The following is a 25,852-nucleotide window of genomic DNA, read 5'->3' as shown; positions in this document are numbered from 1 at the left end:
ACCGTTGTGGTGAAACGGTTTCTGGAGGGCGAAAGCCTGACGGAGTTCCTTCTCTTCTGGTCGCTTCTTTTTGCCCTCTACGGTGTGGTGGTAGGTATCCAGCAGGAAGCTACCCGCGCTGTGGGTACTGCACGCCGCGACGGTAAAACTGGTGCACGTATTGCACCCGTGGGTGCTCTGGTGGGTCTTGTTGTGGGCGGGTTGACCTTAGTGACGAGCCCTCTGTGGGCTCCTGCCCAGATTCCTTTGAGTGGGTTTAGCGGTGTGCTGCTCCTGAGTGCCGGTGTGGCCCTCTACGCCATGCACATGACTCTCTATGGTGCGTCTGCTGGCCAGGAAAGCTGGTACCTCTTCGCGAGTGTGTCGGGGTTCGACGCTATTTGGCGTATCGTAGCTATCTGTGCGGTCGGTCTGGTCTCTGCACATCTCATCGGTCTTGAAGCCGCAGCGGTTTCTCCGGTACTTCTGTGGCTGCTGATGGTGCTTCTGCTTCCAGAAGCTCGGCGAGTTTTTAGCTCTCGTGCGGATGTTTCCTCGGGCCGTCTGCTGTATAACTACACGCTGTCGATGGGGTCGTCGACTGCTAATGCGGTTCTTATGATGGGCTTGCCGCTTCTGCTGAACGTTAGCATCGATTCAAACGACCCGCTACAACAGGTTATTTTGGCGGTTCTGATTCTGGCGATTTCGATTACGCGCTCGCCGATTATGATTCCTTTGCAGGCTTTTCAGGGCGTGGCGGTGTCTGCTTTCTTGAAGCAACAGAATCATCCGTTGCGTGCTTTTGCGAAGCCTGCTGGTGCACTGTTGGGTGTGGGTCTTGTGGGCGCTGCGGCGGCTTACGTGCTGGGGCCGTGGCTGTTTGGTCTGCTTTATCCGCCGAAGCCTTCAGAGGTTGAAGCATACGCTCAGGTGGTGACTTCTCCGGTGCTTGCACTTCTGGTGTTTGCTTCTGCTTTCCTGGCGCTTCTGGTGCTGTCAGGGTCGCTGGTGATTGCATTGAATATGCACCGTTCGTATGTGGCTGGTTGGGTGCTGGCGGCTGCGGTTGCTTGTGTGGTGGCGGTGTCGCCGTTGCCTCTTCTGACTCGCACTCTTCTTGCCCTGTATGCGGGGCCGACGCTTGGCCTGCTAGTACATTTGGGTGCGATGGTGTGGCAGGCGCGTTCTGTGTCGAATAGCGGCAACGCTGAGCTGGAGAATATTTAATAAATAAATGATGAGGGGTTGAGCAAACGAATAGTTATGCCCAACCCCTCATTTTTTATTGCTCATGAACTGACGGGGGCTGGAGGTGTCCACCCGCTATTACTACTTCAAACCCTGGGAACTTAGGTAACCCTATGGAAAACAGGCGGGGTGCTCCCTACACTGGAAGGACACAATGACAAACCGCGCGGGCCACCCACACCGCGGCCCCGCCCCTCCCAACGGGTATAGCACCGAAGGAGCCACCCATGAGCCGACGCACCGACGCGCCCGCCCGATCACCACGACGAGCCGCCCTCGCCAGCTGGATAGGCTCCGCCCTCGAATACTACGACTTCGCCGTCTACGGCACCGCCGCCGCAATCGTGCTCAACCGCATCTTCTTCCCCGAAGACACCGCCGCCATCGGCATCCTCAAGTCCATGGTGGTTGTGGGCGTCGCCTACGTTGTGCGTCCCTTCGGCGCCATGATTGTTGGACCCCTCGGTGACCGCTACGGCCGCCGATTCGTCCTGATGCTCACGCTCTTCCTGATGGGCTTTGCCACCTTCGCAATCGGTTGCCTGCCGACCTACAGCGAGGCGGGTATCCTCGCCCCCACCCTGCTGGTCATCTGCCGCATGATTCAGGGCCTCTCCGCCGCCGGTGAGCAGGCAAGCTCCATCTCTATCTCTCTGGAGCACGCCAACGAGCATCAGCGCGCCTTCACGACCAGCTGGACCCTGCAAGGCACCCAGTTCGGCTCGCTACTGGCAACCGCCGTGTTCATTCCCTTCGCCGCCCTGCCGGATGAGCACCTGCTCAGCTGGGGCTGGCGCGTACCCTTCTGGCTCTCCGCCTTCGTGGTGGTGACCGCCTGGCTGATTCGCCGCACGCTCTCCGAGCCGCCCGCCTACCTGCAGCGCGAAAAGCTCACCGAATCCCCGCTCATGCTGGTCTTCAAGCACCACAAGCGCGCCGTGCTCACCATCGCCGTGTGCGCCATGGTCAACACTGTGAACATGGTCTTCACGACCTTCGCGCTTTCCTTCGCCACCAAGGGTTACGGTCTTGACCGCAGCACGATGCTGTTGGTGCCGGTCGCCTCCAACACCCTCGGCCTGATTGCGATTCCGCTCGCTGCCATGCTTGCCGACCGGATCGGTCGTAAGCCCGTGTTTATTACCGGTGCGGTTGCTTCTTCCCTGGTGATGTTCCCGTACCTCGGCGCGATTACCGAGGGTAACTGGGTGGGTATCTTTGCCTACGGCGTGCTCATGCACGGTGCGCTCTACTCCATGGCGAACGGCGTGTGGCCCGCCTTCTACGCTGAGATGTTCCCGACCAGCGTGCGCGTGACCGGCCTGGCGCTGGGCACCCAGATTGGCTTCGCAATTTCTGGAGGCGTGGCGCCCGCCGTGGCGACGAGCCTCGCCGGTGCCGACCTGCATAATGCGGTGCTGCCCGCCGTGTTCACGGTCGCCATGTGCGCGCTCGTGGCGTTGGGTGCGCTGACGGCTCGTGAAGGGTACAAGAAGTCCCTCGCTGAGCTGGATGCATAACCCGAACAATATATTCTGTATATAGAATAAATACAGGTGGGGTTGGATAGATATCTATCCAACCCCACCTGTATGTTTAACCTTCTAAGCCCCCTGCTGAGCCGCAATCAGCACCTCAAAATGCGCCGCCATACGCTCAGCGTTCGGTTCCAGCCCAGTGAAGAGGCGGAACGCATCCACCGCCTGACCCACCGCCATGTAGCCACCCGTCAGCACCTCGCACCCGGCGGCACGCGCCGCGCGCACCAGCTGTGTCTGTTGCGGCAGATAGATGACATCTGCAACCCACAGGCCCTCACGCAACACCCCGGCGCTCAATGCCGACTCGCTCAACGGCATACCCGGATGCACGTGCATACCCACCGGGGTCGCGTTCACCAAACCCTGAGCTTCCAGTAGAGCTTCAATGAGGCGCTCGTCATCGCTCAGCACCTCGATCCGGGTCTGCGGGAAGAGCCCACCCAGCTGCTCCGCAAGCCCCTGCGCCTTCGCCGCGTCACGCTCAAAGAGACTCAGGTGGCGCACCCCCAGGCGGCACAGGGCGTATGCCGTGGCGCTACCGGCACCGCCAGCGCCCAGCTGCACCACGTGCTCCAGGCGCGCCGGATTCTCCGCCACCTGCGGCAGGCCGCGCTTCAATCCCGCAATGAACCCGGAGTAGTCCGTGTTATCGCCGTAGAAGCTGCCGTCCTCACCAATCACCACGCAATTGACCGCACCCAGGGCGCGTGCCGCATCCGAAAGCTCGTGCAGGTGCTCCATGACCGACTGCTTGCACGGGTGCGTGATATTGAAAGCGTTAAAGCCGAGCAGTGCCGCAGCATCCAGAAGCGCCGGTGCGGAGGCGCCATCCAGGTTCAGGGCGTCCAGGTCGACAGGGCGGTACAGGTAGCGCACCCCGTGCGCGTCCGCCTCCGCCTCATGCATGGGAGGGGTCAGGGAGGAGGTGATGCCGTCACCAATGAGACCCACCAGGAAAGATTCAGTACGCAAACTCATAGTTTCACTGTACGTGTCCATCCCTCAAGATGCACCTACTTTCTTGAACCCGTACCAAATGCGTGCTGGATTTGGGAAGAAGATAAAAATAATTTCTACGCTCACAAGAGCGATATGTCTGACAGAAACACCTCGAAGGTATAAGCTTGGTATAAGTGCTCGCGCGCCACGGCGCGCACATGAGACCACACAGACACCGTCACAGTGAAGTGATACCGATATTCGGAGGATAGATTGTCAATGACTGACAAGGCTATGGCACACTTCGCTGGCGCCGATGCATGGGTCGAGCAGTATTTCCTGAACAGCCCCGAAGATGAGCGTGAAGAGTTCACCCCGGCAGAGTTAGAGGATTTGGCTCGCACCCACCGTGCGCTGGCTCAAATCCGCCTGCCCAAGACCCCTGTCGTTGCCGCACGCAACGACGAGTACAACACCACCCTGTACGTCGCGACCGACGACATGCCGCACATCGTCAGCTCCCTGACCGCATGCCTTGCCGCGCACTTTGGTGGTTTCGTCACCATTCTTCACCCCACCTTCCTCGCTGAACGCGGCCCGGACGGTACCCTCCTGAGCCTGCGCGGCACCGGCATGCGCGGCAACCTCGCCAGTGGCGATACCGCCACTCTTGGCGTGCCCTCCCTCAAGCTCAGCGAGAACGCCCCGGCGGGTACCACTGTCGCTATTGAAGCCTGGATTGCGGTTCGCCTGACCCGCTACCTCACTGAGGAAGAGCAGCGCCGCTGCGAGAAGGAAGTTGAGCGCGTCCTCGCTGATGTTCGCGCCTGCCACACCGACCTGGATGCCATGGTCGCCCGCGTTTTCGACCTGGCGCAGTCCATGTACGACCTGCGCGGCGCAACCCTGGGTCACGGCGAGGAATCCTACGCCGCTAACCCGCGCGGTGTGGAGCCTGCCTCCCGTGTGGAGGTGGCACAGGACTTCCTGCGCTGGCTGACCCGCGGCAACTTCGTGTTTATGGGCGTTAAGGAGCGCGTGCTGGACGGCACCTCCGGCGCTATTTCTCTGGTGGACCGCCCCGGTTCGGCGCTCGGTATTCTGCGCACCACGGAGGGTAAGAGCCGCATCCCCCTTTCGGGCGAGACCCTGGAGCGTGCCCTGTTCCCGCGCCCCCTGTACATCACGAAGGCGAATTCCCGCTCCACCGTAGCACGGAACGACTACCTGGACTACATTGGTGTGCGCCGCTTCGACCTGAACGGCCGCGTGATTGGTGAGTACGTCATTCTGGGTCTGTTCACCCGTCAGTCGTACGCACTGCCCGCTATTGAGACTCCGCTGGTGCGTGAGCGTATCGCGATGGTGCGCCGCCGCCTCGGCTACCACCCCGGTTCTTACTCTGACAAGGCGCTTCTGGGTGCCTTGGAAGATTACCCGCGCCTGGAGCTGTTGCACGCTTCCGCTAATGACCTGACCGATACGTTCGGCGGCATCATGGGCCTGGAGGAGCGCCGCAAGACCCGCCTGTTCCTGCGCGCCGACCAGTTCAACCGGTTTATTTCCGCCGTGGTGTACCTGCCTCGGGATCGTTACAACACGAACGTGTGCTCCCGTATTCAGCGGGTGTTCCAACAGGAATTTGATTTTAGTGCCATCGACCATGAGGTGTACCTGTCCTCCTCATCGCTGGCGCGTCTATTTTTCCGCATTCGGCTCACCAACCCCAATGATGTGCCGAAGACGGATCATCAAGCTCTCGAAAAGCGACTGCAAGAAGCCGCCCGCTCCTGGGTGGAAGCAACCGCAGCTGCTATTGAGGCATGGAAACCCGGAGCGGCAGGCCGCCGACTCGCATCAGCCTGGGCAGATGCGACTAGTGCAGCCTACCGAGCCGATTACACAGTAGAACAAGCAATCGAGGATATCGTGATTCTTGAATCTCTCTCGGGCCAGAAGCCCGCCGCAATCAAGGTTGAAGCCGGCGAAGCCAACACCACCCGACTGAAGACCTACCTGTCCGCACCTCACACCCTCACCGAGCTGCTGCCGGTTATGCAGAATATGGGTCTGGTCGTTGTTGATCAGAAGCCTTACGAGTTCAAGCCTGAGGATGGCGAAGACTACGGCTACCTCTACGACTTTGGGGTTCAGTTCCCCGAGGGCGTGGATGCAAACGCTGTGGCTTCCCTTTACGAGGATGCCCTGAACGCCTACCTGCTCGGTGAGCGCGAGTCCGATACCCTGGACCGCCTGATCCTGGCTGAGGGCCTGACCTGGCAGGAAGTACGTCTGTTCCGTGCCCTGAACCACTACCTGATTCAGCTGGGCCTGGGCTACACCCCGTCCTTCATGTCGAACACCCTGCTCGCAAACCCGGCCATCACCAAGCACCTGGTCGAGTTCTTCGAGGTCAGCTTCGACCCGAACAACGGTCTCAACGATGAGCAGCGCAACGCACGCCGCGAAGAGATTGAGGTGGCCCTGGCTGAGGAACTGAACAAGATTCCCACCCTGGATGCCGACCGCTACCTGCGCTCCCTCGGCAAGGTTGTTCGCGCAATCCTGCGCACCAACGCATACCTGGCTGACCGTCCCGCATTCGCTATCAAGGTTGCACCGCAGCAGATTGATTTCGCACCCCTGCCCCGCCCCAAGTTCGAGATTTTCGTATACTCCCCGCGCGTCGAGGGTGTTCACCTGCGCTTCGGCGACGTCGCACGAGGCGGCCTGCGCTGGTCCGACCGCCGTGACGACTTCCGCACCGAGGTCCTGGGCCTGGTCAAGGCGCAGATGGTGAAGAACGCTGTCATCATCCCCACCGGCGCAAAGGGCGGCTTCTACCCCAAGCACCTGCCCGACCCCGCAGTGGATCGCGACGCATGGATCACCGAGGGCCGCGAGTCCTACAAGGTCTTCATCGGCTCCCTGCTCGACGTCACCGACAACCTTGAGGTTGGCACCGATGGCTCCGAGACCGTCGTTCGCCCCGAGGGCGTCATCGCACGCGACGAGAACGACTACTACCTGGTGGTCGCAGCGGACAAGGGCACCGCAGCATTCTCCGACACCGCAAACGCTATCAGCCTGGAGCGCGGCTTCTGGCTGGGCGACGCCTTCGCATCCGGCGGCTCCGTCGGTTACGACCACAAGGCAATGGGCATTACCGCACGCGGTGCCTGGGAGTCCGTCAAGCGTCACTTCGCCGAGCTCGGCCATGACGCTCAGACCGAAGAGTTCACCGCCGTCGGTATCGGCGACATGTCCGGTGACGTGTTCGGTAACGGTCTGCTCCGCTCCAAGGCAACCCGCCTGGTCGCAGCGTTCGACCACCGTGACATCTTCCTGGACCCGAACCCGGACGCAGCCGTCTCCTTCGAGGAGCGTCAGCGCCTGTACAACCTGCCCCGTTCCTCCTGGCAGGACTACAACCGCGAGCTGATTTCCGCTGGTGGTGGCGTGTACTCCCGCGGCCTGAAGTCCATCGAGATCACCCCCGAGGTGCGCGAGGTTCTGGACCTGGACGAGTCCGTCACCGAGCTCGCACCGACCGAGCTGATTTCCGCCATCCTCAAGGCACCGGTCGACTTGATTTACAACGGTGGTATCGGTACCTACGTGAAGGCCTCCACCGAGACCAACGCACAGGTCGGCGACAAGGCTAACGACGCCCTGCGCGTCAACGGCAAGGATCTGCGCGCCAAGATCGTGGGCGAGGGTGGTAACCTCGGCTTCACCCAGCTGGGCCGCATCGAGGCCGCACGTAACGGCGTCATCCTCAACACCGACGCTATCGACAACTCTGCAGGTGTGGAGACCAGTGACCGCGAGGTTAACATCAAGATTCTGGTGGACCGCCTCGTTGCTCGCGGCGAGCTCTCCAGCGAGGAGCGCGCCTCCTTCATCGAGTCTCTGCAGGATGAGGTTGGCGGCAAGGTTCTCGAGACCAACGTCAACCAGAACGTGCTGCTGCAGGGCGAGTTCCACGGTTCCTTCCTGGGCACCAACCTGTACAAGCGCCTCATGCACGACCTGGAGGAGCACGCCGGCCTGAACCGCGCCGTCGAGTTCCTGCCCACCGACGAGGAGCTGGACGAGCGCCTGGAGACCACCGGTGACCGCCTGACCCGTCCCGAGCTGGCTGTCCTGGCTGCGTACGTGAAGATTTACCTCACCCACGCCCTGGAGCAGACCGACTTTGCCGACGACCCCTACCTGGAAGGCGTGCTGCGCAGCTACTTCCCGGCAGCACTCGTCGAGCGCTTCGGCCAGCACCTGGACTCGCACCCGCTGCGTAAGGAAATCATCTGCACCCGCGTGGCAAACGAGCTGGTCAACATTGGTGGCATCACCTTCGCGTACCGCATCATGGAGGAGTTCAACGTCGGTATCGACTCCGTCGCCCGCGCCTTCATCGTGGCCCGCGAGCTCTTCGAGCTCGGCACCGCCGCTAAGCTGCACAGCGAGCTGTCCCCGAAGACCCCGCTGGACGCATGGTTCACCGTGCTGCGCGACAACCAGCGCGTGCTGGACCGCGCCGTCCGCTGGTTTATCACCGAGCGCGGTGTGGTGGCCGGTACCACCATCTCCGAGCTGCTCGAGAACTTCGGTTCCGTTGTCGAGATGCGTCGCAACCTGCCCGAGTACCTCTCCGGCACCTCTCGCGCTCGCGTCCGTGCAAAGCGTGACGCAGGCGAGGCATGGGGCCTGCCCGAGGAGCTCATCGTCATCTGGATTCGCGGTTTCGAGGGCTACGCCCTGCTGGACGTGATTCGTTCGGCTGCCGATCACGATTTCGAGGCAGCCTCGCTGGCACCGGTCTATTTCGCCACCTACGACCGCTTCAAGGTGGACGAGCTGCTCGGCCTCATCACCGAGCTGCCCCGTAGCGACCGCTGGGAGATTCTGGCACGCCAGGCAATGCGCGGTGCCCTCTACGAGACCGCCGCAGAGCTGGCACTGTCCGTGGCTGAGGGTGCGAAGGGCGACTTCTCAACCGTGGATGGTGCACAGCAGGCACTGGCAACCTGGATTGAGGAGCACCCGACCCGCGTGGGTAACATCGACCGCATCCTCGACGAGATTGCTGAGGCAGCTCCGGATGCAACCGGTCACCCGCGACTGGCTGTGGTCTCCGTGGCCCTGCGCACCCTCGCTAGCGCATCCTAAACGGCGAGGCGGTAGCCGCGCCGTACCGTCGCACAGCGGTGAATGCGGTACGGTAACCGTACATTGAGCATCCCGGCTTCCTCCTGCTGGAGGGGCCGGGATGCCTTGCATATGCACCTAACGGCATATAAACATGAGAGCAAAATGTGTTCCAAATCGCCTAAAATTCAAGTTAGGGTTGAATAAAAGTTCAACATTTTGCTTGACGCGTACAGTATATTGATGACGGCGGCATCGTTGCGTGCGCAAGCCCCGCGCTAAATTAGGCGTAGGGGAGGGGCTCCACACGCGATGTCTTGGATGCTTGCCCGGCCAAATAACCCCCTCGGGTGGATGAGGCTGATCCGGCATGCATTGACGGTACGAATCCGATGGCCCACCTGGCCGCCGCGAGGGGTGCCATCTCTGTACGACATAACGCACGACACCATCACTCACTCAACGTTAATCTCCGGCCCGTTTGCGGGCCGGGCCCGCATACTCTCTATTTCGACTGAAAGTCTTCAACGTTGTCCACCAACCACGGTAGCGAGGAACAGCGCGCTAGCGCGTGGCGCCTCCTCATTAACTTTCTGCTATACGTTTCCCCGGTCGCGCTGCTGACCACTGTCTTCCCCATCGTCACGCCCACCATCAACAGGTACAACTTGGGTGGCGTGCCCCTGATTCAGGTGATTCTGGCTGCATCCATCACCGTGCCCTGGCTTAGCCAGGCCGCCTGCCTGCCGCTCTATCGAGCCATTCAGATGGAGCATAAGAAGATTGCGGATGCCCGCGAAACCCTGCGCATCCAGGCTGAGACGCTCGAGAATCAGCTCAAGCGTGCCGAGGCGAAGGCTACCCGCGAGCGTCTGAACGAACCCCAGTTCCAGGACATTACCGACCTGGCCGCGTTCAGCCGCAACTGGATTTACCTCTTCTTCGTGACCATGCCGCTGGTGTTGCTTTTCGCAATTCCGGTTGCCCTCGTACTGAAGTGGAACGCGACTGCCATCGGTGCCTTCTTCGTACTCGGCGTGCTCAACATTGCCTTCGCGCAGCTGCTGGTCATCCCCAACCTCGCGAAGAATCGAGTCATCTGGTTTATCGCCTGGCTCGGCTACACCCTGGCCCTGTACTTCTTCCCCATCATCTGGTTCCTGCCGCCGCTCGTTGGCTCGCTCATCCTGTTGATTGGCCTGGGTAAGAACTTTGTGCACCTCTTCCATTTTGCGCATATTCCGCTCAAGGACGTCGCAAAGGATGCTCTGCGTGGCTTCCTGACCGGCTCCATCATCTGGGCTGATAAGTACATGCTCTTCCTGGCCACCTCCGGTGAGATTAACGTCGTGGCCATTTACATGAGCCTGATTCCCGCCGTGATCGCTTACAACTACTTCTTCGTGGTAGAGGCTGATCGCGTCAACGACGCAATTCAGTACCTGTGGACCGTGTTCGAGCGCCTGCCCTACAACCGCGTTCGCGAAGAGGCGCATAAGGCCACCCGTGCCTCCGACCGTTCGATTCGCAACTCGCTACTCGTCTACATCGGTAGCGGCATCATTACCGGCATCCTGATGTTCATCTTCATGCCGGATTCCTTCCCGCTGGCGCTGATGGGTCTGGTCGTCGCGTTCCTCTTCGTGGCCGTCGCCCTGCTCATCTACCAGATTGAGTACATGACCATGTTCAAGACCGTGCAGGTGCTCTCCGCGGCGCACCTCATTCTGCTCATGATCTGCTTCGCAATCCTGCCGAACGAGACCGGATACCTGCCCATCATCGTGGGCGAGGCAGTCCTTGCGTACGCCTGCTACCGGGTGTACCGTCAGGCTTGGCAATCACCCGAATACTCTCTCTTCTGGCGCCGCGCACTCGCCTGGTAACGCCTGCCCGCACGCCGGGTCCGCAGACATCGTTCTGCGGGCCCGGCCAAGAACACACCACGTAGCACGGCCCGTGAAAGACACAACCAATGACTGAACAGATGTACCGAAACCACTATGCTCCCCTGCAGCTTCCGGAGCCCGGAGAGCACTACACCGATCCCGAGTACCCGGATGTCGATGTCGCCATCATCATGGAGTCCACCTACCCCTACCTCAAGGGTGGTGTCTCCGCGGTGGTGCACGATATCGTCTCTGAGAACCCCGACCTCTCCTTCGGCATTATCCACATCGCGTGGGATAAGAACTCGCCGCACGAGGATCTCTACGGCATGCCCAAGAACGTCAAGTGGGTTAAGGTGATCTACCTGAGCCTCGACGTCAACCGTGCTGCCTTCGCCGCCGAGTGCGATCCCGACAGCCTGCACATGAAGATGCCGCAGCGTCGAGAGCTGGCTGATCGACTCATCCGGGGCTTCAACGCGCTCATCGCCGGCGACGTCAACCCCCTCTGGAAGCTCTACGACGAGGGCATCAACCCCGCCACCCGCACCTACAACCTCTTTGGGCTCTTCGGTACCCGCGAGTTCATGCAGGTTATCGCCAACCTCGGGTTCTTCAGCGAGGTTCCCTTCGGCGAGCTCTTCTGGAAGGTGCGCGACTTCGTTTCCATCCTCTTCGCGCTGCTGCACGAGCGGATGCCCCATGCCCGCGTGTACCACGCCCACACCACCGGCTACGCGGCTCTCATCGCCGCCGCTGCGGCCCGTGACCACGGCACCAGCTTCCTGCTGACCGAGCACAACCTGTACATTCGCGACACCATCAACACCAAGCTCGAGCGCAACATGGCGAAGCCGATTACCACCGACTACGCTTTCCTCGCTGAGGAGCGTGAGCACCCGGGCCTGGGCCCCATCACCCTTGACGAGCGAGCCTGGTCCGTCTGGTTCCTGGAGATGGGTCGCTTCTGCTACCCGAGCGCCGATATGGCCACCTACCTGTACCCCAAGGCACTGGAGGAGGCGCGCGGCATCGGTGCGCCCATCGACCAGATGAACGAGGGCGAAAAGGACCGCGCCATCATCCTGCCCAACGGCATGCTCATCGAGTCCGTTGCCGAGGCCTACTACGCCCGCCAGGCGGCCCGTGCACGCATCCTCGCCGAGGGGCGCGGCCACGTGTGGCGCTTCGTGTTTATCGCCCGCGTGGTGCCCATTAAGGGCCTGACCGACCTGATTCGCTCCCTCGCGGTGCTGCGCGACCAGGGCCTCGTGAACTTCCACCTGGATGTGCTCGGCCCCAAGGACCACCTGCCCGAGTACTACGAGCTGTGCCTGCGCACCATCGAAGAGCTCAACATGGGCGAGTACATCACCTTCCACGGCACCGTGAACGTGCGTGCGATGCTCGACCGCTTCGACCTGCTGCTCATGCCCAGCTACAATGAGGGTCAGCCGATTGTGGCGCTTGAGGCGATGGCTGCGTCCATCCCGCTGGTCAGCACCGACGTGGGCGGTATGTCCCAGCTCATCGACGATGTGCTGGTCGCCCCCGACGGCCACGAAATCGGTAACTGCGGTATCTTGACCATCCCCGGCGATATTCACGGCTTCGCGGCGGCGCTGCGCACCCTCATGGAGGAGCCCAGCATCTACGAACGCTACTGCGTGAACGCCTACGACCGTATCGTCAGCTTCTTCCAGCTGCGACTGGTCATGGACCGCTACAACACGATCTACCGCGAGCTGGGCAAGCTGCCCCCTCGCGCCCCCGAATTCGACCCGGAGTACGATGGCGAATAAACTCACCCGCTTGGGCGGACCCGGCAAATTTGGTGCCTGGGTCCGCTACGGCGGTAAGCCCATTACCCAGCAGCAGCTCGATTTTGCGGTCAAGAACTACTCTGTCGCAATCCTGCAGCCCTGGGAACTGGACGCGGCACGCTACCTGAAGAAGCGTGCACCTCAAATGGTGGTGCTGGCGTACAAGTGCCTGTCCTCCACCCGCTCTTATGAGCCCGGCCCGATCTATTCTTCGGGTGTCTCTTACCCGCTGGCGCAATCGATGGCGAACTCCGGTAAGGATTTCTTCGCCCACCGCCTCAACGGTGACCGTATCGAATGGAAGGGCTACCCCAAGCACTTCCAGATGCAGGTGTGGAACGCCGACTACCGTTGGCAGTGGGTGGACGCTGTGGTGCGCGAAATGCGCGACTCACCCTTCGACGGGGTCATGGCGGATAACGATATCGAGAACGACTACTACGACCTGAACCTGCCCATCCAGGGTGTGGAGTCCATGACGAAGATCCGTGAGCACCTGGATTTTCTGGTCGCGTACGCCGGTATTGAGCTGAATAAAATCGGCAAGATTCTGGTGCCCAATATTGCTGAGTCTCGTCTGCGTTACGGCAAGTGGGAGCGTCACAGCGCCTACGGTGGCGGCTTTGAGGAGGTGTGGCTCGGCTGGGGTCCGAACGACTACCTGTCTTCGCCGTATGCCGTGATGCAGGGTCGTGAGATTGCGAACGGCTCGGCGGGCGACGTGAACCTGGGTGCTACTTTTGCGGGTCTGGGTGGCCGTAGCGCCGCCTCGCAGAAGAAGGTGACGATTCTGCGTACCCCGCTCAGCAACCGCAAGGCTGCTATTACCGGTACGGATGAGAACTTCCTGTACGGCTTGGCGGGCTTCTGGGTGTTTGGTGGAGGCGCCTTCACCGGCATCAGCGCAACCCACCACGACGCCTACGACGAGATCCCGCACGCCCCGGAGCTTTCCTATGACCTGGGGGATCCGGTCGGCGGCATTATTGCTCAGAAGACCGCTCAGACTCGTGCCTTTACGCGCGGCTGGGCTGCCCTGAACACCGGCTCGAAGGATGTGATCGTGAAGGTCCCGTCCGGCTTGGTGGATGCGGCAAACCGCCCGGTGCCCTCGAGCTTCACGCTACGGGCGCATCAGGGTGTGGTGTACCGCCGTAAGGCGTAATTTGTCGCTCGCGTAGCTCTTCTGAGCTTCTGCGTGGCACCTCTTATTTGCGCATATAACCTCATAAACAAACCCACCGGCAATATAGCCAAATGGCTATATGTACCGGTGGGTTTGTTATATGTGTGCTAGATGAGCTGGGGTAGCTTACTTAGCGGGGTAGGAGGGCACGTCGTAGCCGCCCATGCGCTCCAGAACGCGAATCACCTGGCAGGAGTAACCAAACTCGTTGTCGTACCAGACGTAGACAATTGCGGAGTCATCGGTCACCACGGTAGCCAGCGAGTCCACAACACCTGCGGTGCGGGAACCCACGAAGTCGGTGGAAACAGCCTCGGGGGAATCCGAGTAGCCCACCTGGCGGCGCAGCTCGCCGTCGATGGACTCGCGGCGGAACAGCTCGTTCAGTTCCTCAGCGGAACCTGCGGGCTTGGTCAGCTTCACGTTCAGGATTGCCATGGAGACGTCCGGGGTGGGAACGCGGATAGCGTTACCGGTCAGTTTGCCTTCCAGCTGCGGCAGAGCCTTAGAAACAGCCTTTGCTGCACCGGTCTCGGTGATGACCATGTTCAGCACAGCGGAGCGACCGCGGCGGTCACCCTTGTGGAAGTTGTCGATCAGGTTCTGATCGTTGGTGAATGCGTGAACGGTCTCAACGTGGCCGCGCTCAACACCGTATGCGTCATCCAGAACCTTCAGTGCCGGAGTAATCGCGTTGGTGGTGCAGGACGCTGCGGAAACAATCTTGTCCTCATCGGTGATGACGTTGTCGTTCACGCCGAACACGATGTTCTTCATGTCGCCCTTACCGGGAGCGGTCAGCAGAACACGAGAAATGCCGGGGCAGTTCAGGTGCTGCTCAAGGCCCGGAACGTCGCGCCAGCGGCCGGTGTTGTCCACCAGCAGAGCGTCATTGATGCCGTACTCGGTGTAGTCGACAGTGGTCGGGTCAGAGGAGTAAATGAAGCGAACCGGAACACCGTTAGCGATGATGGTGCTGTTCTCCTCGTCCACCTCAATAACGCCCTTGAACGGGCCGTGAACAGAGTCGCGCTCCAGCAGGGATGCGCGCTTGACCAGGTCCTTATCGCCGTTCTTACGCACCACAACAGCGCGCAGGTTCAGGCCAGAACCCAGCGGCGAGGAGGAGCGCTCCAGCAGAATACGAGCCAGCAGGCGACCAATACGACCAAAGCCGTACAGCACAACGTCCTGCTCCTTCGGCTGGTCACCCTGGTGGTTCACGGAGGAACCCAGCTGCTCGGGCAGCCACATGGACAGCTCGGGGGAGCCCGCCTCGTGGTGTGCCTTGTGCAGAGCAGCAATGTTAATCGAGCACGCGCCCAGGTTCAGCTCAACCAGGGCGCGAACCAGCTCGAGGGAGTGCGCGGGGTTCAGGGGTGCACCGTCGATGTGGGATACGAAATCGTGCAGCTTCAGCAGCTCAATGACAGACTTGTTGACCAGGCTGCGGCCGTGAATGCTCAGCACCACGCCGTTCTCGCGGTGCAGCTTACCGATGAGGGGGATCAGCTCCTCTGCGGTAGCTTCACGGTTAACCCAGGTAGCGGTTGCAGTCGTCACGTATGACCTTCTTCCTAACTTCGTCGTTGGAGGGTAGGCGCGACGATGCTGTCGCGTCAATACCGTGCCGGGCGTTAAGACCCGGCGTCGGTTTAAGTCTAACCCGTGCGGACCCCTTCAGAGCCTCAAAATTAGCGATATTGAGGCTAAAAGTCAGAAGAGACAGAAGGCAGTTTGTGAACCCACACGGCAAGCCAACATAAGCCCTCAAAAGGGAAAGCAAAACCACTTTAAATACCCACAAAAACACACTCCACGGCCCGGAAAACATGAGTAGAATTGAAACCATGTTGACTGTAATCGGTGAAGCACTCGTAGACGTCGTCCACCAGCACGACGGAGAAACCCGCGCCTACCCCGGCGGGTCGCCCATGAACGTAGCCGTCGGCGCACGCCGCCTCGGCCACCCCACCAACTTCGTCGGCCACTACGGCCCCGACGCCTACGGCAAGAGCATTGACGCGCACCTGGAAGCATCCCAGGTGGCCCTGCCCTTCGAGCACAGTGCTGAACGTACCTCCGTCGCCCAGGCAACCATCGGTGCCGATGGCGCGGCAGAGTACGAATTCGACATCACATGGTCCCTCGAATCCGTCGCCGAGAAGCTCACCGAACTGGCACGCACCTCCGACGCAGTGCACACCGGCTCCATCGCCGCCATGCTCGAACCCGGCGCGCACGTGGTCGCCGCAGCCTTCGAAGCAGCCCGCGACAGCGCCCTGCTCAGCTACGACCCGAACTGCCGCCCCACCCTCATCCACAACGTTGACGAGGGCCGCGCTTGGGCTGAAAAGTTCGTGTCCCTCTCCACCGTCGTGAAGGCATCTGACGAGGACCTGCAGTGGCTCTACCCCGACCGCTCCCTCGACGACACCGCACGCGCTTGGCTTGACCTCGGCGCTGAGCTGATGGTCATCACTCGCGGCGAGGACGGCCCCATCGCCTTCACCAAGAAGTACCCCGAGGGCATCAGCCAGCCCGCACACCGTGTTGAGGTTGCGGACACCGTCGGCGCCGGTGACTCCCTCATGGCGGCGCTCATCGCGGGCCTGCTCGACCGCGGTATCGCCGGTGCTGAGGCGCGCGCCAAGGTCGCCGCACTGACCGCCGAAGACATCGCCGACCTGCTGCGTTTCTCCGCAACCGCAGCCGGCATCACCGTCTCCCGCGCGGGCGCTAACCCGCCCACCCGCGAAGAACTGACCGCCGTACTCAACGGCTAAATAATCTACGCCTCGCCGGCGGATAGCTCACTCTGTCCGCCGGCGTCGCCATATCCACCCGCACCCCAACGCTGAGGAGCACCATGACCAACATCGGCACCGCACCCCTGCCCCGCGAACCCTACGCGGGCCTGCCCGAACTGCCCGAATTCACCCTGACCTCCACCGACATTCAGGACGGCGGCACCGCCCCCGAATGGATGCGCTCCGCCCTCTTCGGCGTGGCGGGCGGTCAGGACCGCTCCCCGCAGCTGTCCTGGAGCGGATTCCCCGAGGGTACCAAGTCCTTCGTGCTGACCTGCTTCGACCCGGATGCGCCGGTCCCCAGCGGTTTCTGGCACTGGACTGTCTCCAATATTCCCGCCAACGTGACCAGCATTGACACTGGCGCGGATGCACCCGCCGGCGCCCTGACGCACCGCAACGACGCCGGTGTGGCGGGCTTCCTGGGTGCTGCCCCTCCGGCTGGTCACGGCCCGCACCGCTACATCTTCTGCGTCACCGCCGTGGATGTGGAGAAGCTCGACATTGACGAGAACGCCAGCCCCGCCGTCGTGAACTTTAACCTGCTCGGCCACGGCCTGGGTCGCGCGTTCCTGACCGTCACCTACGCGGAACCGGCGGCATAGCGGCATAGCGGCACGCCGGCACAGTCTCACCAGCCCCGCCCACCAACCAGCCCTGCACCCTAACCAGCACCGATACACCCCACCACTGAAGGCATATCTGCATGATTAAACTCATCGCCAGCGACCTGGACGGCACCCTCATCGGGCACGACTTCCGGTTCCGTCCGCGTACCTTGCGCGCCCTTGAGGCCGCCCGCGCCGCCGGGATTGACATCGTCTTCGTCACCGGCCGCCCGAGCCGCTGGCTCACGCCCCTGCGCGAGCAGACCGACTTCGACTCCTACGCCATCTGCTCTAACGGTGCCGTGGTGTACCACCTGGGCGCGAACGAGGTGGAAGAAGTTAACGGCGCTGATCCCGTGGTGATTGCCCGTACTCACGAGCTGCTGGAGCCCATGTTCCCCGACGCCACCTACACCCTCGAAACCGTGGATACCGTCTACATTCAGGGCCCGCACGAGGGCGGTGAGGTGCTTGAGGGCGCCCGCGTGGTGGAGGCGAAAATCGCCGAGGCGCTCGAACGTATTGGTTCAACCCCGGTCATTAAGTACCTGATTCGTGTGCCCGGCATGGACCCGGATATTCTGCAGGCACGCGTGCATCAGGCGGTGGGTTCGCTGGTGTCGGTGACCCGCGGCGTGGTCGGTGAGCCGCTCGTCGAGATGGGCTCTAAGACCGTGAATAAGGGGCGGATTCTGGAGAAGTTCGCGGCACGCCACGGCATTGAGGCGCACGAGGTGATGGCGTTTGGTGACATGCCGAATGACGCGGAGATGCTTTGCTGGGCGGGGGAGGGCTTCGCCATGGCGTCGGGTCAGCCGGCGCTCATTGCGAAGGTGGGGCGTACTTGTCCGCCCTTCCATGAGGACGGTGTGGCGCAGACGATTGAGGCGATGCTCGCCGAACGGTCCTAGCCGCCTAGCACTAGCTATCCAGCACGAGCCATCCAGCGCTAGCGGCTAGGTGAGCCTCTGCAGACATAACGTAGACATAACTTAGACATAAACTTTTATGTCTACACATAAAAAATTTGAGTCTAGACATAAAAATTTATGTCTAGACTCAAATTTTTGTGTCTGATTTGTGTCTAGACTAAAATTTTTTGTATGAACAACGTGGAATGGACCCCCGAATGGCTTACTGAAACCATCAAACTACTGCGTACTCACGGTAGCGATACGCAGTTTATTGAGGTTAAAAAAGCCCACGGAGGCTACCCGAAAAGCCTAGACGCAACCCTGAGTAGCTTCTCCAACAGTTCCACGGGCGGCATCATTATCTGCGGCCTCGATGAGAATAATGACTTTGCACCTGTAGGCGTATACAACCCGGCGGCCTTAGAGCAGTCCCTGGGCAACAAGCTCCGTAATGGCCTCAAGCCGCCGAACACCATGGAATCCGGCACTATCCTTTACGAAGGCGCCAAAATCTTTGTTGCCACAATCCCTCCTCTACCTCTCCATGAACGCCCCGCCTACATTCGGGGTAAAGCGTACGTGCGTTCCGGTGACGGTGACCACGAAATGAGCCGCCACGAAACTGACCTGATGATGGCTCAGCGGACACGCACCGGATTCGATGAGGAACCGGTGGCATATACCTCTGTTGCCAATCTCGATAAAGACCTCAAGAAGGCATACCTGAAGGAAGTACGATTTCGCTCACGGCGTCTGGCCAATTGTACGGATGAAGAGGTGCTCCGACGTAAGGGAATTATTGCCCTCGGAACCGACAACCTTTCCCTTGCGGGCTTGTATGCTTTGGGTTATTACCCCCAAGAGTTCAGGGCCTCGCTCAAAGTTACCGGAGTCGTCCCCGACCCAAGCGATAAAGCCCGCAACCTCGACAAATTCGAGGCGGACGGCCCCATCCCCGCCATGCTCGAAGAGACTCTGGCATGGGTCAAGCGGAACCTGGCTCACCCGGTTGTCGAGCTACCCAATGGACACCTCGTCAACGGGCAGGAAGTACCCGATATTGCCCTTCGTGAGATCCTGTCGAATGCACTCGTACACCGCAGCCTCAACCCCAAAGCAGATACCGAAGAGGTGCGTGTCAGGATTTACCCCGACCGAATCTTAGTAGAAAACCCCGGCGGTCTATACGGAATCACCATTCAACGCTTGCAAGAGTATGGGGAACGTTCCCGCGTGAATGACCGCCTGTATGACGTCTGCACGCACGTAACAACCCCAGACGCCGGATACCGAGTCATCGAGGGCGAGGGTAGCGGCATCTACATGGCACAGGAGGCGGTGCGTCGGGCAGGGCTGAAACCCATCCAATTCATTGATAAGGTTATTCAGTTTATCGTAATCATCAGCAGGGAGCCTCTGGCTGGTGCTCGTACCGCCGACATCGGTTCACCGCAGCAGAAGTCGGACGTAGACCCGCGTCAATCGTCACCTACGATTCCCAGTAGCCGTCAGGAGGCGGTGCTCCTCGCTCTGCGCTCGCTACGCCGCCCCGCAGGTATCGATGACATCATGGACGCTCTTCCCGGGCCTTTTGCTGAGCTGCAGAAATCGCAGGTTCGGTACGTTCTGACAAAGCTTCTTCAAGAAGGAGTTATTACCCGTGATGGCGGTCGAGGCATCCGCAACACCTCGTACCAGCTGGTATAAGGAACATAGCTACGGCATCTGGAACTTGAGCCGCAATAGAACAAAAACGGCCCGGATGGAAACCAATCCATCCGGGCCGCTTTTCTGCAGCCTACGCATCAGGAGCATTACTCCAACGGGCGGTGAAGAACTTAGTGTCCCTCAGTGCTCTTCTCAGGGTCGAAGGGCTCTAGCGGGTCGCCAGCAGCCTTCGTGTACTTCGCAATGAAAGTCATCAGGTGGAAGATAATCAGGGTCGCAGCGGTACCCAGAGCAATACCGGCGAAGGTCATCCCATCGAAGGTCCAGGTGTAGTCCGCAATACCCACAATCAGCGCCACAGCGGCGGTGGTCAGGTTAATCTGGTTCGAGAAGTTCACGCGGTTCTCGCTCCAAATACGAACACCGAGCATACCGATCATGCCGTACAGCACGGTTGCGGCACCGCCCAGAACACCCGCAGGAACAGACGCAATAGCCGCGCCGAAGCCCGGGAAGAGCGACAGAACAATCGCGAAGATAGCAGCCACCCAGTACGCCGCGGTGGAGTACACCTTGGTTGCAGCCATAACACCGATGTTCTCAGCGTAGGTGGTGGTACCCGAACCGCCACCCATGCCTGCGATGGTGGTTGCCAGGCCGTCCGCCATGAGGGCGCGGCCGGAGTAGTCGTCCAGGTTTTCGCCGCTCATCTGAGCCACCGACTTCACGTGACCGATGTTCTCAGCCACGAGCACCAGAATCACGGGGATGAACAGGCCTGCGAGCTCCCAGTGGAACTCGGGGGTCTGGAACTGCGGTAGGCCAATGAAGCCCTGAGCCTGAACGGTCTTCTCGATCTCTTCGAATTTCACCTCGCCGCGAATCACGGCGGTAATGTAGCCGATACCCACACCCAGCAGGATGGACAGGCGACCAATAATGCCCTTGAAGAGCACCGAAATCAGGATGATGGAGCACAGGGTCACCAGTGCGGTCACCGGTGCCACCATGAAGTTGTCCTTAGCGCTCTTTGCCAGGTTGAAACCAATCAGCGCCACAATCGAACCGGTGACGACCGGGGGCATGAGCTTGGTGAGCCAGCCGGTGCCAGCGAACTGAACAATCAGACCGACCAGGAACAGTGCGATACCCGCCATGACGATACCGCCGAGGGCACCAGCGGGGCCGTGTGAGTTCATGGCAGCCGCCAGGGGCGCAATGAACGCGAAGGAGGAGCCCAGGTAGGAGGGGACGCGTCCGCGGGTAATCAGCAGGAACAGAACCGTGCCGAGACCCGAGAAGAACAGGGTGGTTGCCGGGGGGAAGCCGGTAATAATCGGCACGAGGAAGGTCGCGCCGAACATTGCGACCACGTGCTGCGCGCCGATGCCGATGGTAATCGGCCATGCGAGGCGCTCGTTCGGGGCAACAAAGGAACCGGGCTTGATACTGCGGCCGTCGCCGTGGATCGACCAGTCAAAGCCGAGAAGCTTAGAGATGCTCAAAGGGAGCTCCTGAGGTGAATGTGGTGGTGTATAAAATTCCACATAATTCTACGCGTATGCGGGTGTGGGTCACAGCTAAACGGCTATAAATATGAGCAGGGATACGTTGAGCAGGGCATATATTCTCTTATGATGAGCCCCAAACCCCTAATATATAGCCCAGAATGCATCAATACCCCGTATATGCAGTTCAAGGCATATACGGGGTATTGATGCAAAGAGCGAATAAAAACCTCGCTACACACAGCTCAACGGCTTAGAGAGCGTCACGCAGGTTCTCCAGGTGATCGTAACGCGCCAGCTCATAACGCAGGTGACCCTCAGTCGGGGACTGAACCGGCAGGAACGACGCCTCACGCAGGCGACGAGCAGTCGGGGAATCGGCCACGTAACCGGCGCCTCCAACAACCTGCAGCTCAAAGTGAGTAGCAGGAGTGCTAGGAGGGTCGTGAATTGTGCTGGGGTCAGGCCGGTGGTACGGCGAGAAGGCAACGGTTCCTACCTGTGCGTGTATGGTTGGTGGTTGGTTTTTGTATTTCACCATCATACGTGGACAAGAGGTGAGGGGCCGTTGTTTTTCGGTGTGGTGAAGAGTGGTTAGGCGGTTGGGGGGGTATACCCCTAATGAATAACCCTCCTTAATCCTCCTTTGACCTATTGGCGTTACGTATAGTCTCGTGCGTTCGTGAGCTATCTGAGTTTTTATTGAAGAGAGCCCAGATAAGAGAAATGAGGCCGATTACTGCGAATACGAAACCGACTTTCGCGGGGTCTACTACACCCCATGAAATATTCTGCATGGTTAGCCAGGCTACTCCGCCTACGAGAATTGAGATGATGCTCCAGAAAATTTCTTTCGATTTTTCGGTTTTCATGATGCCTACCTTCCATATGAAAAAGCTTTCATTCTTAAATATATATAGGGGTAAAAGTATGCGAGTTTCAAATTAAATAGGCGGGGAGAATCAGCTAGAAGAATTTACTGCCTTCGGCACTGGCGTAGCAGGCGGGAGGCAAGCGCATCCAGAATAATGTCGAGCAGTCCGATCACCAGGGTCGCTGTGAGCATTTCAGCGGGCGTTGAGAATCTCGTAGCCCAGGCCGGAGGAAATACCGAGCATTTCCACCCGGACAATAATAACCCAGCCGATACCCAGCGCTAGACTCGCCGGGTTCAAGGGTCAGGTTTACCCCGTGCCGAACCCGGGATGCTCCTACTGGATATGTCTTCACAGCATTGCGAATAGGTAAAGCAAAGAATTCATGATGTATACACGTGTGTAAAAAATGGATAAATAGGCTCTTGGTGTGAATAAACGGATTTTCACCGCTTTATTCACACCAAGAGCCTATTTAGCAAAGGGGAGCCGCTACAGCGCTGCCTGCAAATCCTCTAAGTGGTCGTACTTTGAGAGCTCGTAACGCAGGTGACCCTCGGTCGGGGACTGAACCGGCAGGAACGACGCCTCACGCAGGCGACGAGCAGTCGGGGAATCGGCCACGTAACCGGCGCCTCCAACAACCTGCAGCTCAAAGTGAGTAGCAATGGTTGCAAAATGAGACACACCCAGACGCAGGCTCAGCAGGTCACGACGCTCAGCACGCTCCGGCTCAGAAGCCAGGCGAACCAGTTCCTCACGCAGGCTCTGGTACTCCGCCAGAATCAGCGGGAACTCAGGGCGGAACACGCCCTGCGAGACGTCCAGGTGCTTAGCAGCCTCCTGCAGAGCACCAGCGGCAAGACCCAGGCAGAACGACGACTGAACCAGCAGGAACGGTGCGGTCACATCGTGCAGGAACGCCTCAATGTTGTCGCTGAGAACATCCTCGCTCGGAACGAACACGTCCTTGAACTTCAGGGTGCCAGACTCGGTGCCGTTCAGCGCCAGCAGGTTGCGGTGGTAGTCAACGCTCAGACCCTCGACGTCCTGGCGGACGGTCACGATGTAGCGGTTCGGGTGGCTTTCCGGGGCGTTCTGCACAGCCACCGGAAGCACAATCACGCCGCCCGGGTACAGGTTCGACGCCCACGACACGGAACCGTTCAGCTTCAGACCGCCCTCAACGAGGGTACCCTCCACCTTGATCGGTGCCAGACCCGAAGCCTCCTTGTACGCCGCCGCCATGGCGGTGGTGCCGCTGACGGTTGCATCCGCCAGACCGGCGGGCAGCTCGCGGCCCACAGCGTCAAAGAACGCAATGGTCGAGCGGTGAGCCCACAGGGAGAACGCCGTGGAGGCGTCCTCGGTAGCAAGGTCGAAAGCCACCGAAACCTGGGGGACCAGGGAGCCGCCGTCGCGGCCCAGGGTAATCAGACCGTCCTTAGCGATTTCGCGCAGGTTTTCGAAGGGGGAACGCTCGCCGCGGTCAACAGCATCTGCGTGGGTTCGGGCGAGTGCGAGCACCTGCTCGCGCTGGGGGTAATCGTAGAGGGGTTCGAGAGTGAACTCGGACATGGGGTTTCTCCTAAGCGGGGAGCATCGCGTCTATGCGTGCAGCTTGAACAGTCGGTCAATGGGGGTGCTGACGGCCTTACGGGCGCGAACAACAGCTTCTTCGTCGGGTGCGTCGTAGAAGCAGAGGCACTTTGCGGTGTCTTCGCGAACGTAGGTGCGCAGGAAGGAAACCTCGGGTACTTCAGCGTACTTGGGGGCGTTTGCCTTCTTGCGGGTCAGGTACTGTTCCATAGTAATCTCTGCGGGGATGTCCCACTCAACCAGGTAGTCTGCGTCCTTCTTGAGCTTCTTGATGTCTTCGAGCTCTGCGCCGACCAGGCGGACTGCGTCGGGGCCTGCGACGGATGCGCGCTCACCGATTGCTGCGGCGAGGTCGGGGCCGAATGCGGTGTTCTCGGATTCGACGATGACGAAGACGATCTTGTGGTCTGCGGAGACCTGGGTTTCGATGAGCTCGGCGCCGTTGGTCAGGGACGAGTTGACGGTCTCGATGAGTGCGGTTGCTTCGTCCTTGGACGGCTGTGCGGGGGTCAGTTCTACCAGGTAAAGTGCCATGATTTTCTCCTCGGCTAAGGGTTGAAGGGTCGTGCCGGAAGGGGTTTTCCGACTCGTTCTGGATTCACCTTAGACCTGTGCTTGAGGGCTGTCTAGTAGATTTCTGTTCGTGGCTTAATGCGTCCTTTTGTGACCCTGTTTTCCGTCACGCGCGTTCACGCGGAGACATAAATCGTCACAGTTCCGCGCGCGGCAACCCGCCTACGGCCGCAGAATTTTCGCGCGGGTTATCGAACCCGATGGCGCATCTATCCGCGTCGTCCTGCTCGTGTCGCAAAGTCGTCGAGGGCGCGGTTGAGAGCGGGGACAGTCCACACTTTTTGCCCCTGAATTTTGACGCGCTCTCCACGCAGAATCTGCAACTCCACCATGCGGTTGAGGAGGCGATACACACTAGCTCGGGACCCCTGCGTGTGCTCCTCCACCATGTGCGCGGTGAAGGCGGGCTCAGTGCAGCATAGGTCGGTGAGGGAACGCAGGAGAGGGGTTTTACGCTGGGCAATGGACAGCACCTCATCGCGCAGGGTTTCAATGTCTTGCGCCAGGAGTTCTGCGTTGGTGATTGCCTTCTGCGCGGCGTCGATGAAGAGCTCGATGATGGGCTCAGCATCGCCTGCACGGTAGTCGGTGAGCGCCTGAATGTACCCGTCAGTATCGTGCAGCAGCCCGGAGGAGATGGGCAGAATCACGTGGCGAGTGACGCCGCAGGCGAGCAGGAGCGCGGAGATGAGGGCTCGTCCGGTTCTGCCGTTGCCGTCGGTGAAAGGGTGGATCGTTTCAAATTGGGCGTGCGCGATAGCCGCCTGTGCGAGGGGGTCAATATCGCGGCGGTTCATGAAGGCTACAAGGTCTTCGAGGGCGGCAGGAACCCGCTCGTGATGCGGTGCCACATAGTCGGCGGCGACGGGTGAATCACCCTTAATCCACACCCACTGGGTGCGGAGTACGCCGGAGTCCTGCTGCAGGCCGCGGGTCAGTTCGCGGTGCATCGCGAGGATATTATCGACGCTAATGTTCTCTGCGGTGTTCAAGGCTGCACGCATGGCGTGAACATTGCGCGCCACCAGCTCGGCGTTAACGCCGACCTTCGACCCGCTTGCACCCAGGACAGCTAGCGAGAGCCTGCGTGCGCTAACGGTAAGGTTTTCAATCTGTGAGCTGGAGGCGGATTCGCCGCGCAGAAGAACTGCCGAGAAGGGGATGCCGCCGATGTGGTGGAGTCGCTCATCGAAGCGGGTCATTGCGGTGGCGTTCTCTTGGAGGCGCACTCGCAGTGCGGGGCTGAGTTCGACGTTGAGTGCGGCAATGGAGGCGGGTACGGCGCTGGAGAAGGGGCCGGAGTTGCGGCGCGTTGCGCGTCGGGAGGCGAGGGCGTCGCGGTGAACCCAGGGGGTTTGCGGCTCCCATGTGAGGGCGGGCCAGGTGATGGCTGAGGGCATGGTTCCTCCTCCCTCCTCCTCTTCATCGGTGTCGTCTTGCTGGTCGTATGGGGGGTCTTAATAAGACAATACACTTCGATTTTCTTATTAAGGCGCTTAATAAGAAAATCCGCGCGGATTGTCTCATTAAGGAAAAGGCCC

Annotated in this window: 16 protein-coding genes and 1 pseudogene; 10 read left to right on the top strand and 7 right to left on the bottom strand. The window is 60.2% G+C overall.

Going from position 1 to position 25,852, the window contains the following annotated elements; translation table 11 throughout:
• Positions 1–6 precede the first annotated feature (6 nt).
• Positions 7–1,209, top strand: a complete 1,203-nt coding sequence (locus HMPREF2942_RS07370) for a hypothetical protein (RefSeq protein ID WP_246824394.1) — start codon at positions 7–9, stop codon at positions 1,207–1,209.
• Between the two features lie 248 nt (positions 1,210–1,457).
• Positions 1,458–2,750, top strand: coding sequence for an MFS transporter (locus tag HMPREF2942_RS07365; RefSeq protein WP_070688759.1), 1,293 nt, complete (start codon positions 1,458–1,460; stop codon positions 2,748–2,750).
• An 84-nt stretch (positions 2,751–2,834) separates the two neighbouring features.
• Here HMPREF2942_RS07365 and HMPREF2942_RS07360 read toward each other — a convergent pair whose 3' ends face one another.
• Positions 2,835–3,749: a shikimate dehydrogenase gene (locus HMPREF2942_RS07360; RefSeq protein ID WP_070688772.1), complete on the bottom strand. Its 915-nt coding sequence runs from the start codon at positions 3,747–3,749 to the stop codon at positions 2,835–2,837.
• Positions 3,750–3,989: 240 nt separating this feature from the next.
• Here HMPREF2942_RS07360 and HMPREF2942_RS07355 point away from each other — a divergent pair, with 240 nt between their 5' ends.
• The 4 genes from HMPREF2942_RS07355 (at position 3,990) to HMPREF2942_RS07340 (ending at position 13,735) form a co-directional block, all read left to right on the top strand.
• Positions 3,990–8,879, top strand: a complete 4,890-nt coding sequence (locus HMPREF2942_RS07355) for an NAD-glutamate dehydrogenase (protein WP_070688758.1) — start codon at positions 3,990–3,992, stop codon at positions 8,877–8,879.
• A gap of 509 nt (positions 8,880–9,388) precedes the next feature.
• Positions 9,389–10,744 carry a hypothetical protein gene (locus tag HMPREF2942_RS07350; RefSeq protein ID WP_070688757.1) on the top strand — a complete coding sequence of 452 codons (1,356 nt, stop codon included), beginning with the start codon at positions 9,389–9,391 and terminating at the stop codon, positions 10,742–10,744.
• A gap of 89 nt (positions 10,745–10,833) precedes the next feature.
• Positions 10,834–12,549 carry a GT4 family glycosyltransferase PelF gene (gene pelF / locus HMPREF2942_RS07345; RefSeq protein WP_070688756.1) on the top strand — a complete coding sequence of 572 codons (1,716 nt, stop codon included), beginning with the start codon at positions 10,834–10,836 and terminating at the stop codon, positions 12,547–12,549.
• Positions 12,539–13,735, top strand: coding sequence for a putative glycoside hydrolase family 15 protein (locus HMPREF2942_RS07340; RefSeq protein ID WP_070688755.1), 1,197 nt, complete (start codon positions 12,539–12,541; stop codon positions 13,733–13,735). Before pelF ends, HMPREF2942_RS07340 begins: the two co-directional genes overlap by 11 nt.
• A 147-nt stretch (positions 13,736–13,882) precedes the next feature.
• Here HMPREF2942_RS07340 and HMPREF2942_RS07335 read toward each other — a convergent pair whose 3' ends face one another.
• Positions 13,883–15,319 carry a glyceraldehyde-3-phosphate dehydrogenase gene (locus HMPREF2942_RS07335; protein WP_070688754.1) on the bottom strand — a complete coding sequence of 479 codons (1,437 nt, stop codon included), beginning with the start codon at positions 15,317–15,319 and terminating at the stop codon, positions 13,883–13,885.
• A gap of 287 nt (positions 15,320–15,606) precedes the next feature.
• On the opposite strand from HMPREF2942_RS07335, the gene HMPREF2942_RS07330 reads away from it, so the two are divergent.
• The 4 genes from HMPREF2942_RS07330 to HMPREF2942_RS07315 all read left to right on the top strand — a co-directional run bounded on the left by HMPREF2942_RS07330 (position 15,607) and on the right by HMPREF2942_RS07315 (position 19,795).
• The gene (locus tag HMPREF2942_RS07330) at positions 15,607–16,542 is read left to right on the top strand and encodes a carbohydrate kinase family protein (RefSeq protein WP_070688753.1); all 936 of its coding nucleotides are present in this window, start codon (positions 15,607–15,609) and stop codon (positions 16,540–16,542) included.
• A gap of 83 nt (positions 16,543–16,625) precedes the next feature.
• Positions 16,626–17,171 carry a YbhB/YbcL family Raf kinase inhibitor-like protein gene (locus tag HMPREF2942_RS07325; protein WP_070688752.1) on the top strand — a complete coding sequence of 182 codons (546 nt, stop codon included), beginning with the start codon at positions 16,626–16,628 and terminating at the stop codon, positions 17,169–17,171.
• Positions 17,172–17,272: 101 nt separating this feature from the next.
• Entirely contained in the window at positions 17,273–18,085 is an 813-nt protein-coding gene (locus HMPREF2942_RS07320; protein ID WP_070688751.1) for an HAD-IIB family hydrolase, read from the top strand.
• A gap of 192 nt (positions 18,086–18,277) precedes the next feature.
• Complete coding sequence (locus HMPREF2942_RS07315; protein WP_049357498.1) at positions 18,278–19,795, top strand: ATP-binding protein; 1,518 nt, start codon at positions 18,278–18,280, stop codon at positions 19,793–19,795.
• A 131-nt stretch (positions 19,796–19,926) separates the two neighbouring features.
• Here HMPREF2942_RS07315 and HMPREF2942_RS07310 read toward each other — a convergent pair whose 3' ends face one another.
• From HMPREF2942_RS07310 to HMPREF2942_RS07290, 5 genes and pseudogenes are all read right to left on the bottom strand, one after another.
• Complete coding sequence (locus HMPREF2942_RS07310; RefSeq protein ID WP_070688750.1) at positions 19,927–21,261, bottom strand: uracil-xanthine permease family protein; 1,335 nt, start codon at positions 21,259–21,261, stop codon at positions 19,927–19,929.
• Positions 21,262–21,517: 256 nt separating this feature from the next.
• A pseudogene (locus tag HMPREF2942_RS09595) lies at positions 21,518–21,700 on the bottom strand (acyl-CoA dehydrogenase); the annotation flags it as partial.
• Between the two features lie 931 nt (positions 21,701–22,631).
• Positions 22,632–23,717, bottom strand: coding sequence for an acyl-CoA dehydrogenase family protein (locus tag HMPREF2942_RS07300; RefSeq protein WP_070688749.1), 1,086 nt, complete (start codon positions 23,715–23,717; stop codon positions 22,632–22,634).
• Positions 23,718–23,747: 30 nt separating this feature from the next.
• Positions 23,748–24,272: a DUF4242 domain-containing protein gene (locus tag HMPREF2942_RS07295; RefSeq protein ID WP_012902691.1), complete on the bottom strand. Its 525-nt coding sequence runs from the start codon at positions 24,270–24,272 to the stop codon at positions 23,748–23,750.
• Positions 24,273–24,520: 248 nt separating this feature from the next.
• Positions 24,521–25,711: a Fic family protein gene (locus tag HMPREF2942_RS07290; RefSeq protein WP_012902692.1), complete on the bottom strand. Its 1,191-nt coding sequence runs from the start codon at positions 25,709–25,711 to the stop codon at positions 24,521–24,523.
• Positions 25,712–25,852: the final 141 nt, after the last annotated feature.

Origin of the sequence: Rothia sp. HMSC071C12, assembly GCF_001813895.1 — a bacterium.
Taxonomy (GTDB): Bacteria; Actinomycetota; Actinomycetes; order Actinomycetales; family Micrococcaceae; genus Rothia; species Rothia mucilaginosa.
The sequence above is the reverse complement of the archived record's forward strand: the minus strand, read 5'-3'. Positions and strand labels throughout refer to the sequence as shown.

Bases quoted from the DNA above. Each gene is read 5' to 3' on its own strand.
- HMPREF2942_RS07365 (WP_070688759.1), top strand. From the start codon at position 1,458: ATGAGCCGACGCACCGACGCGCCCGCCCGATCACCACGACGAGCCGCC.
- HMPREF2942_RS07360 (WP_070688772.1), bottom strand. From the start codon at position 3,749: ATGAGTTTGCGTACTGAATCTTTCCTGGTGGGTCTCATTGGTGACGGC.
- HMPREF2942_RS07355 (WP_070688758.1), top strand. From the start codon at position 3,990: ATGACTGACAAGGCTATGGCACACTTCGCTGGCGCCGATGCATGGGTC.
- pelF (WP_070688756.1), top strand. From the start codon at position 10,834: ATGACTGAACAGATGTACCGAAACCACTATGCTCCCCTGCAGCTTCCG.
- HMPREF2942_RS07340 (WP_070688755.1), top strand. From the start codon at position 12,539: ATGGCGAATAAACTCACCCGCTTGGGCGGACCCGGCAAATTTGGTGCC.
- HMPREF2942_RS07330 (WP_070688753.1), top strand. From the start codon at position 15,607: ATGTTGACTGTAATCGGTGAAGCACTCGTAGACGTCGTCCACCAGCAC.
- HMPREF2942_RS07325 (WP_070688752.1), top strand. From the start codon at position 16,626: ATGACCAACATCGGCACCGCACCCCTGCCCCGCGAACCCTACGCGGGC.
- HMPREF2942_RS07320 (WP_070688751.1), top strand. From the start codon at position 17,273: ATGATTAAACTCATCGCCAGCGACCTGGACGGCACCCTCATCGGGCAC.
- HMPREF2942_RS07315 (WP_049357498.1), top strand. From the start codon at position 18,278: ATGAACAACGTGGAATGGACCCCCGAATGGCTTACTGAAACCATCAAA.
- HMPREF2942_RS07300 (WP_070688749.1), bottom strand. From the start codon at position 23,717: ATGTCCGAGTTCACTCTCGAACCCCTCTACGATTACCCCCAGCGCGAG.
- HMPREF2942_RS07295 (WP_012902691.1), bottom strand. From the start codon at position 24,272: ATGGCACTTTACCTGGTAGAACTGACCCCCGCACAGCCGTCCAAGGAC.
- HMPREF2942_RS07290 (WP_012902692.1), bottom strand. From the start codon at position 25,711: ATGCCCTCAGCCATCACCTGGCCCGCCCTCACATGGGAGCCGCAAACC.